Below are 10,000 nucleotides of genomic sequence, written 5' to 3' on the forward strand. Positions count from 1 at the left end.
GTGGACAGCCATACTTCTGATTTATGGCAGCAAATTTTATCAATCATACAAAACAAACTCAGCAAACCCAGCTTCGATACCTGGTTCAAAGCAACCAAAGCAACGAAGCTGAATGACAGTTCAATTGTCATTTCCGCGCCGACTACGTTTGCCGTCGAATGGCTGGAGAGCCGTTACACCAAATTGGTAGGCTCGACAGTATATGAACTGCTAGGCAAGCAAGTCGATGTGAAATTTGTCATCGAAGAGAACAAGCCTGCTGAACCCGATCCGCAGCTGCCGGCGCCAACGCCTACGGTAGTTCAGGAAGAAGCGGTTCTCAGCATGCTGAATCCCAAATATACATTCGATACATTTGTCATTGGACCAGGCAACCGTTTTGCCCATGCCGCATCGCTGGCGGTCGCTGAAGCGCCCGCCAAAGCATACAATCCTTTGTTTTTATACGGGGGAGTTGGACTCGGCAAAACCCACTTGATGCATGCCATTGGCCATTACGTTTTGGAGCATGATCCGGGGAGCAAGGTTGTTTATTTGTCATCTGAGAAATTCACGAACGAATTCATTAACTCCATCCGTGACAACCGCGGGGAGAGCTTCCGTAACAAGTACCGGAATGTCGATATTCTGCTCATAGATGATATTCAGTTTTTGGCGGGAAAAGAATCAACACAAGAGGAATTTTTCCATACGTTTAATGCGCTGCATGAGGAACGGAAACAGATCATTATCTCCAGCGACAGACCACCGAAGGAAATTCCAACTCTGGAAGAGCGGCTTCGTTCCCGCTTTGAATGGGGACTCATTACGGATATCCAGCCTCCGGATCTCGAGACACGGATCGCCATTTTGCGGAAAAAGGCGCGTGCGGAAAACCTCGATATTCCTAACGAAGCAATGATGTACATCGCCAATCAGATCGATACCAATATTCGTGAACTGGAGGGCGCACTAATTCGGGTGGTTGCCTACTCTTCACTGACGAATCAAGACGTTACGACTCATCTGGCTGCAGAAGCATTGAAGGATATCATTCCTTCCAGCCGTCCTAAAATGATCACTATTCAAGACATCCAACAAAAGGTCGGCGAGTATTACAGCCTTAAGCTTGAAGATTTCAAAGCACGGAAGCGGACCAAAGCCGTTGCTTTCCCTAGACAGATTGCCATGTATCTATCGCGTGAACTGACCGATTTCTCCCTGCCCAAAATTGGGGAAGCCTTCGGAGGACGAGATCATACGACTGTGATTCATGCGCACGAAAAAATCTCCCAATCGATCAAATCCGATCAGGAGCTCTACAAAGTTATCAACAACTTAACCGAAAAAATTAAGAATCCAACCTGAACAAGTCCCAAGCCTATGCACAACGTGTACACATGTGGATAGGCTTAATTTTATGGGTTTATACCCACTTATCCACATATTCAGTGCCCCTATTACTATTATTACTAAAAAGATCTAAAAGATATCATCTCCAAATACGCCGTTTAAAGCTCGGCCTTCGGCCTTTTGTTTAACACCTTTCAATACCCAAACACCCAAAAAATCCGCTAGGAGTGAAACCATGAAAATCAGCATAATGAAAAGCTACTTGAACGAATCCATCCAGCATGTATCCAAAGCTATCTCCAGCCGTACGACAATCCCCATCTTGAGCGGGATCAAATTCGACGTTAATCATCAAGGTGTGACGTTGACAGCAAGTGACACGGATATATCGATTCAATCCTTTATCCCGCTTGAAGAGGGAGATAAAAGTGTAGTTCAGGTTGAACAACCAGGTAGTGTTGTACTGCCAGCCAAGTTTTTTGTCGAGATCATAAAGAAACTGCCTTCCCAGGAAATCCACATGGAGGTCAAAGACAATTTCAACACCTTCATCTCGGCAGGTGCTACCGAAATTCAGCTCGTAGGTTTGGATCCGGAGGAATTCCCGGTATTGCCAAGCATTGAAGAGAACCAAACGGTATCCATTCCAGGTGATCTGCTTAAAAACATGGTGAAGCAAACGGTGTTCTCCATTTCCACTCATGAGACGACTCCAATCCTGACAGGTGTACTCTGGAGCCTTGCTGACAATGAGTTGAAATTTGTGGCAACAGACCGCCACCGTCTTGCTACTCGTTCAGCAATGCTGGATAATGCAGAGGGAGTGCGTTTCAACAATGTCGTCATTTCGGGTAAAACGCTGAACGAACTCAGCAAAATCGTGCCTGATCAAAATACGCTTGTGGATATCGTAGTCGCTGACAACCAGGTCCTGTTCAAAATTGACCGTGTCCTGTTTTATTCCCGCATTTTGGACGGAACATATCCGGATACTTCTAGAATTATTCCGACTTCGTACAAAACAGAACTTGTTTTGGATACCAAAAAATTAAGTGAGTCGATTGACCGGGCTTATTTGCTGTCGCGTGAAGAGAAAACCAACATTGTGCGCATGCAGACGATGGAATCCGGAACGATCGAAATTTCATCAAGCTCTTCTGAGCTGGGAAAAGTAAGAGAAGAAATTGAACCGGCCGAGTTTACCGGTGATCCGCTGAAAATCTCGTTCAACTCCAAATATATGCTGGATGTGCTGAAAGTGGTGGAGAGTGAGCAGCTGATGATCGCTTTTACCGGCGTCATGAGCCCGATCATTTTGAAACCGCTGGATGACAGTCACAGCCTTTACGTCATCTTGCCTTACCGGACGACCAACTAACGAAAGGAAGATTCCAGTGAACCGAGTAACGATTCGTACGGAATATATTAAGCTTGACCAATTTTTGAAACTGGCAGATTGCATCCCGACTGGAGGCATGGCCAAAGCCCTGCTTCAGGAAGGACTTGTACGTGTGAATAAAGAGCCAGAGGAACGCCGGGGACGCAAGTTATACCCTGGGGATATCGTTGAGGTGGACGGAGAAGGCGCGTTCGAAGTTGCCGCAGAATAGACAGTTTGATCCCTGCTGCCTCCTGACGGACGGGATAAAAGGGAGGTTAACCGCTTGTTTGTCAACAGCATTGATCTGCAGCAGTTCCGCAATTATGAACATCTGAAACTGGAATCTTTCGGTCCAGTGAATCTGTTAATCGGGCAAAATGCCCAAGGGAAGACCAATCTTGCAGAGGCCATCTTTGTGCTTGCGCTCACCAAGAGCCACCGTACTTCCCGCGACAAGGAGCTGATCCGTTTCGGCGAGGAACGTGCCAGGCTTGCAGCAGAAGTCGACAAAAAGTATGGAACCGTGAATCTGGAGCTGTCTTTGTCGCAACAAGGGAAGAAGGCCAAAATCAACGGGCTTGAGCAGCGAAAGTTAAGTGATTTTGTCGGCGCACTCAATGTGGTCATGTTTGCACCGGAAGATCTGGAGATTGTCAAAGGCACACCGGGGGTACGCCGCCGGTTTCTTGACATGGAGATCGGACAGGTGGCACCAGGCTACCTGTATCATCTTCAGCAGTATCAGAAAGTGCTGGTGCAGCGAAACAATCTGCTGAAGCAGTTATGGGGCAAGGATGCTTCTGCCCAGACGATGCTTGAGATCTGGAATGAACAGCTGGCTGAACATGGTGTTAAAATCGTCAAAAAAAGGAAACAATTCATAAAGAAACTGCAAAAGTGGGCCGAAACGATTCATCAAGGGATCACCGGAGGCGGGGAAGTGCTGCGTCTGGCCTATCTTCCATCCTTCAGCGAAGCCGCTGAGGAAGATGAAGCTGTTTTAATGGACCAATTTATGATAAAATTATCACAAATGAAAGAGCAGGAGATTCGCCGGGGCACAACCCTTAGTGGGCCGCACCGGGATGACCTGTCCTTTTTCATTAACGACCGGGAAGTACAAACGTATGGTTCGCAGGGGCAGCAGCGCACAACGGCGTTGTCCCTTAAACTTGCGGAGATTGAATTGATCCACGAAGAAATCGGAGAATATCCGGTCCTGCTGCTTGACGATGTGTTGTCCGAGCTGGATCCTTTTCGTCAGACGCAGCTGATCGAAACGTTCCAGAGCAAGGTGCAAACCTTTATTACAGCTACGGGAATCGAGAGCCTGAACGTTGACAAGCTCAAAGATGCCAGTATTTATCATGTTCATGCCGGACAGGTTGAACGCTAAGGAGTGAGGGTACATGTACATTCATCTGGGCGGCGAGAAAATTATCCGTTCTTCCGAATTGGTCGCTATTTTTGATATATCGATTGAAAAATCCTCTAAAATCTCCAAGCAGTATGTCACGCATGCCGAGCAGGAAAAAACAGTGGAACGCATCGGTGAAGAGGAAGCCAAGTCTATTGTCGTGACCAAGAATATTGTGTACTATTCACCTATTTCCTCAGCCACGCTTAAAAAGCGGGCTCACATTTTCCCTGATCTTTAGACCTATACAGGTAGGGTATAGTGTGTCTTCTGCTGCTTGTTTTTAGTTTGACTACTTGCTGAAACGAAGAAAAGATGATCATTCAGCATGCATTCTTAGTTAACGCATATTTACGATATTGAATCTATAGAAGTAGGTGAAAGGCATGTCTATGAATCAACCGTCATATGATGCGAATGAAATTCAAGTCCTTGAAGGACTGGAAGCCGTACGGAAGCGTCCGGGGATGTACATCGGTTCCACCAGTGCCAAAGGTCTGCATCATCTGGTCTGGGAAGTAGTGGACAACAGTATCGATGAGGCGCTTGCGGGTTACTGTGACCATATTGAGGTCAGTATTCACGAAGATAACAGCGTCACTGTCGTCGATAACGGACGGGGTATCCCTGTCGGCGAGCATGCCAAAATGAAACGTCCTGCACTTGAGGTTGTTATGACCGTGCTCCATGCAGGCGGTAAATTTGGCGGCGGCGGATACAAGGTATCCGGTGGTTTGCACGGGGTCGGTGTCTCTGTTGTGAATGCCCTCTCCGAAAAAGTGGTCGTTACCGTTAAACGTGACGGACATGTTTATCAACAGGAATACCGCCGTGGTGCTCCGCAGTATGACCTGAAAACATTAGGAACAACGGATGAAACGGGAACAACGGTTACGTTCCACCCGGATCCGGAAATATTCACGGAAACCACGGTATACGATTACGATACGTTGCTTACCCGTATTCGTGAGCTGGCGTTCCTGAATAAGGGCATCGGTCTTACTTTGACAGATGAGCGCACAGGTGCAACGAATTCGTTCCTGTACGAAGGCGGTATTATCGAATACGTCTCCTTCCTGAACCAGAAGCGCGAAGTATTGCATGAAAATCCGATCTACGTTGAAGGCTCCAGAGATAATATCCAGGTGGAAGTTGCCCTGCAATACAATGACAACTACACCGAGAATATTTATTCTTTTGCCAACAACATCAATACGCATGAAGGTGGAACGCATGAATCGGGCTTCAAAAGTGCATTGACCCGGATCATTAATGACTATGCCCGCAAAGCGGGTGTAATCAAGGACAGCACAGGTAACTTGTCCGGGGATGACGTACGTGAAGGTCTCACAGCTATTATCTCTGTCAAGATTCCTGAGCCACAGTTTGAAGGGCAGACCAAGACGAAGCTGGGTAACAGCGAAGTGCGCGGAATTGTAGAGTCCCTGTTTGCCGAGAAGCTTCAGGAGTTCCTGGAAGAGAATCCTTCGGTATCCCGCCGCATTCTGGAAAAGGGATTGCAAGCTGCTCGTGCACGCGAAGCAGCACGTAAGGCTCGGGAATTGACAAGACGTAAGGGCGCACTTGAAGTGAGCTCCCTGCCAGGTAAACTGGCTGACTGCTCCTCCAAGGACGCTTCGATCAGTGAACTGTACATCGTCGAGGGTGACTCTGCAGGAGGTTCTGCGAAGCAGGGTCGTGACCGTCACTTCCAGGCGATTTTGCCGCTGCGCGGTAAAATTCTAAACGTGGAAAAAGCCCGTCTTGACCGGATTCTAGGCAATGCGGAGATCAGGGCGATCATCACTGCAATGGGTACGGGTATTGGTGATGACTTCGATATTTCGAAAGCCCGTTATCACAAAATTATTTTGATGACCGATGCCGATGTCGATGGTGCTCATATCCGGACACTGCTGCTGACATTCCTGTATCGTTACATGCGCAAAATTATTGAAGCAGGCTATGTGTACATTGCACAACCGCCATTGTTCAAAATTGAGCGCAACAAAGTGATTCGTTATGCCGGTTCCGAGAAGGAACGTGATGAAATTATTGCGAGTCTCGGTGAAAATGCCAAGTTCAATGTCCAACGTTACAAAGGTCTCGGCGAGATGAATGCCGGACAACTGTGGGAAACCACGATGGACCCTGAAAGCCGGACGATGCTGCAAGTATCGATCAGTGATGCAATGCTTGCGGACGCAATGTTTGACACCCTAATGGGAGATAATGTTGAACCTCGTCGTGACTTTATTCAGGAAAATGCGAAATATGTGAAAAACCTCGATATCTGATGATACGGGAAGAGGCGCCTGCTGGGCGCCTTTTTCACTTTAGTGGGCTGTTGAAAACAGGAAATCCAAAGGCTAACGTGCCCGACTTTTCACTTTAGAAGAGGATGCTTGTGGTTTGGCAGCATTGCGTGATGTTTTCTTTTTTTTGGAGGGCAACCTGCCGTAGGCAATTGCATATCGTTTAATCCTGCGATAGGCCTCTTTGTCAGGCAGTAAGCCAAAGGCATAGATACCAGGTAGTGTGTTGACCTCTAGGATCCAGGGGCGGCCTGTTTCATCGAGGGCAATATCAATACCGATCTCTTTGAGTCTTGGAAACGACTTTTGCAACTGAACAGCAGTATGAACACCAAGTCGGTAAAGCTCGCTGCGCAGCTTCTGTAATCCGGTTGCTTGGAGATGGGGTAGAACCAGTTCTTCGAATGTGGCCAGCCGTCCGCCACCATGAATATTGGTTATGATTTTTCCCGGTGCAGCAATTCTGCCGAGAATGCCCGTCGTCTCCCAGTTGTTCTTCAGATTCTTTTGCGTGAGCACGCGTAAGTCAAATGGCAGATCTTCGTGTTTGAGGAGAGGGATGCCCTGCTGAATAAGGTAAAGGTGTCCCTGAATTCGCTCTTCCAGAGCTTGATGGAGCTCCTCAAGAGACGAATACGACTCCTGTTTCGTGCCGTATTGGAGCTCATAGGATGTCACCTGGAGTGAGGAAGTCTCCAGATCCTGTGAGCTGGATTCAGCAAGGGAGGGTTCGTCAGTAATGTCCTCCTCTGCATTGGAGTGATCAGGGGTTGGAGGTTCACTGAAGGAGTGGACTGTTTTTACTCGCATTACCCCATTACCGTAGGTCCCATGGTCAGGCTTAATATAATTGAGCTCAAACAGTTCGGTCATCCGTTCAAGAGTTTGGCGATCGTATTGCCTTGTGACAGGGATATATTCATTCACAGTACGGCTGCGCTGCAACACAACTGTTTTGGTCCATTTGCTGGAGACACGCTGGATACTCAAGAAGCCACCAGTCCTTTCTTGTTTTTATCAGAGTTCCCTAAGAGCAGCAGTACGGAGAAATCAAAGGACAAGAGATGATATCAGTGGTATAATAGAGAAATATGACGTTTTGTACGTTTGGCTGCACAATTGCTAGTTTGGACGTAGAACGGGAACGGCACCAGCCTTAATACACGCAGTACATATGCCGCTTTTCTAGCATTGTATGTGTAAACGGAGAGGAAGGCAGGGCTAATCCCCAGACTGCTTAAAGTTCCCGGAAGAAAGGCTATTACCCAGCGGACGTTTAATTGTGTAACTTTTGTGAAAGTAATATAATAAAGAGTAGCGTTCTTGCGCGGTTTTAGCCTTGTTAGGCTTTTCACATATACTATTTTAATGACTGAATGGAACGTTTGTTGAAGGACAAGAAGGAGGTCCAGCATGGCGGAAGAAATGAACTCGCAGATTAAAGATCGGGATATTGGCGTCGAGATGCGTGAATCGTTTATGGATTATGCGATGAGCATCATTGTTAGCCGTGCCCTGCCTGACGTACGAGACGGATTGAAGCCGGTTCACCGGCGTATTTTGTACGCAATGTCAGAGCTAGGCATGACACCCGATAAACCACATAAAAAATCAGCCAGAATCGTCGGCGAAGTTATCGGTAAGTATCACCCGCACGGTGACTCTGCCGTATACGAAACGATGGTACGGATGGCACAGGATTTCTCCCTGCGTTATATGCATGTTGATGGACATGGTAACTTTGGATCCGTCGATGGCGACATGGCGGCAGCCATGCGTTATACGGAGGCACGTTTGTCCAAAATTGCTATGGAGATGCTTAGAGACATCAACAAGGATACGATCGATTTCCAACCGAACTATGACGGTGAAGAGAGCGAACCCGTTGTTTTACCTGCTCGTTTTCCTAACTTGCTTGTCAATGGTGTCGGCGGGATTGCGGTAGGTATGGCAACGAACATCCCTCCTCATAACCTGGGAGAGGTGATTGACGGCGTTCAGGCCATGATCAAAAATCCGGATATTACGTCCATGGAATTGATGGATTACATTCATGGTCCAGACTTTCCAACGGCCGGTTATATTCTGGGACGCTCCGGAATCCGTCAGGCTTACCAGACAGGCCGCGGCTCTGTTACAATGCGGGCCAAAACGAACATCGAGGAAAATAACAACAAGGCACGTATTGTGGTTACCGAGATTCCTTACCAGGTCAATAAGGCAAGACTGGTGGAGAAGATTGCTGAGTTGGTTCGCGACAAGAAAATTGATGGTATTACAGATCTTCGGGATGAATCCGACCGTACCGGCATGCGCATTGTCATTGAGCTTCGCAGAGATGTGAACCCAGGTGTTGTACTGAACAATCTGTACAAGCACACGGCAATGCAGTCGACTTTCGGTATCAATATGCTTGCAATTGTGAATAAGGAGCCAAAAATCCTGAACCTGCGTGAGGTGTTGTATCACTACCTGCAGCATCAGATTGAGGTTATTCGCAGACGTACACAATTCGAATTGAGAAAAGCAGAAGCCCGTGCACATATTCTGGAAGGTTTGCGCATTGCACTGGATCATATCGATGAGATTATTGCGTTGATTCGTTCCTCCAGCAATACAGACGCAGCCAGAGAAGGGTTGATTGAGCGGTTCTCGCTTAGTCATGATCAGGCTCAAGCGATTCTGGATATGCGTTTGCAGCGCCTTACAGGTCTGGAACGGGAACGCATTGAGAATGAATATAACGAGCTTATGGTCAAAATCGCGGAGTATCGCGAGATTCTGGCCAATGAGCATCTGGTACTCGAAATTATCAGTGAAGAGCTGCAAGAAATTCGTGAGCGCTTCGGTGATGATCGCCGTACAGAAATCACTATTGGCGAAGAAAGTATCCTGGATGAGGATCTGATTCCGCGTGAAGAGGTCATTATCACCATTACACACACAGGCTATGTGAAGCGTCTGCCGGTATCAACATACCGCAGTCAGAAGCGTGGCGGACGTGGAGTCGTGGGTATGGATACCAAGGATACCGACTTTGTCGAGCATCTATTTGTAACCAACTCTCATAACTATCTCATGTTCTTTACGGACAAGGGTAAGGTATACCGTCTAAAAGCTTATGAGATCCCAGAGCTTGGACGTACAGCTCGTGGAACACCGATTATCAACCTGATTCAGATTGAACAGGGAGAGTCGGTTAACGCCGTGATTCCGGTGCAGGAATTCGAGAGCGACAAGTATCTGTTCTTCGCTACCCGTCAGGGTGTTGTGAAGAAGACACCGCTTGAGGATTACACCAACATCCGTAAAGGTGGTCTGATCGGAATCTCCTTGCGTGATGACGATGCTCTCATAGAGGTTAAACTCACAGATGGTCAGCAAGAGATCATCATGGGTACTTCAAACGGAATGTCTATTCGTTTCTCCGAAGGTAATGTTCGTTCCATGGGACGGAGTGCAACCGGGGTAAAAGGGATCACGTTGGATGAGGGCGATGTTGTCATTGGTATGGACGTTGTCGATCAGGAGCTTGACGTTCTGATTGTTACAGCC

8 protein-coding genes (1 of these 8 cut by a window edge) are annotated in these 10,000 nt (G+C 47.5%); 7 read left to right on the plus strand and 1 reads right to left on the minus strand.

All coding sequences use genetic code 11. The features are described 5' to 3' along the window. The 6 genes from dnaA (at position 1) to gyrB (ending at position 6,427) form a co-directional block, all read left to right on the plus strand. On the plus strand, positions 1-1,347 hold the full coding sequence (gene dnaA / locus AC3RCI_RS00005) for a chromosomal replication initiator protein DnaA (protein ID WP_095362173.1): 1,347 nt from the start codon (positions 1-3) through the stop codon (positions 1,345-1,347). Between the two features lie 220 nt (positions 1,348-1,567). Beyond that, complete coding sequence (gene dnaN / locus AC3RCI_RS00010) at positions 1,568-2,710, plus strand: DNA polymerase III subunit beta (protein ID WP_127537619.1); 1,143 nt, start codon at positions 1,568-1,570, stop codon at positions 2,708-2,710. Between the two features lie 16 nt (positions 2,711-2,726). Next, positions 2,727-2,942 carry a S4 domain-containing protein YaaA gene (yaaA, locus tag AC3RCI_RS00015; RefSeq protein WP_056697580.1) on the plus strand — a complete coding sequence of 72 codons (216 nt, stop codon included), beginning with the start codon at positions 2,727-2,729 and terminating at the stop codon, positions 2,940-2,942. Positions 2,943-2,996: 54 nt separating this feature from the next. Further along, the gene (recF, locus tag AC3RCI_RS00020) at positions 2,997-4,109 is read left to right on the plus strand and encodes a DNA replication/repair protein RecF (RefSeq protein ID WP_095293519.1); all 1,113 of its coding nucleotides are present in this window, start codon (positions 2,997-2,999) and stop codon (positions 4,107-4,109) included. Positions 4,110-4,122: 13 nt separating this feature from the next. Continuing rightward, on the plus strand, positions 4,123-4,371 hold the full coding sequence (gene remB, locus AC3RCI_RS00025; RefSeq protein ID WP_095293520.1) for an extracellular matrix regulator RemB: 249 nt from the start codon (positions 4,123-4,125) through the stop codon (positions 4,369-4,371). Positions 4,372-4,516: 145 nt separating this feature from the next. Further along, entirely contained in the window at positions 4,517-6,427 is a 1,911-nt protein-coding gene (gyrB, locus tag AC3RCI_RS00030) for a DNA topoisomerase (ATP-hydrolyzing) subunit B (RefSeq protein WP_127537620.1), read from the plus strand. A gap of 72 nt (positions 6,428-6,499) precedes the next feature. Here the strand turns inward: gyrB and AC3RCI_RS00035 are convergent, their stop codons facing one another. After that, positions 6,500-7,435: a YheC/YheD family protein gene (locus tag AC3RCI_RS00035; RefSeq protein WP_127537621.1), complete on the minus strand. Its 936-nt coding sequence runs from the start codon at positions 7,433-7,435 to the stop codon at positions 6,500-6,502. 423 nt (positions 7,436-7,858) lie between these two features. On the opposite strand from AC3RCI_RS00035, the gene gyrA reads away from it, so the two are divergent. Beyond that, positions 7,859-10,000, plus strand: partial view of a DNA gyrase subunit A gene (gene gyrA, locus AC3RCI_RS00040; RefSeq protein WP_354480433.1) — the 5' portion only. It continues 411 nt past the right edge of the window; only the first 2,142 of its 2,553 coding nucleotides appear in the window; its start codon is at positions 7,859-7,861; the stop codon falls past the right edge of the window.

It is taken from the genome of Paenibacillus sp. MT124, assembly GCF_058792755.1.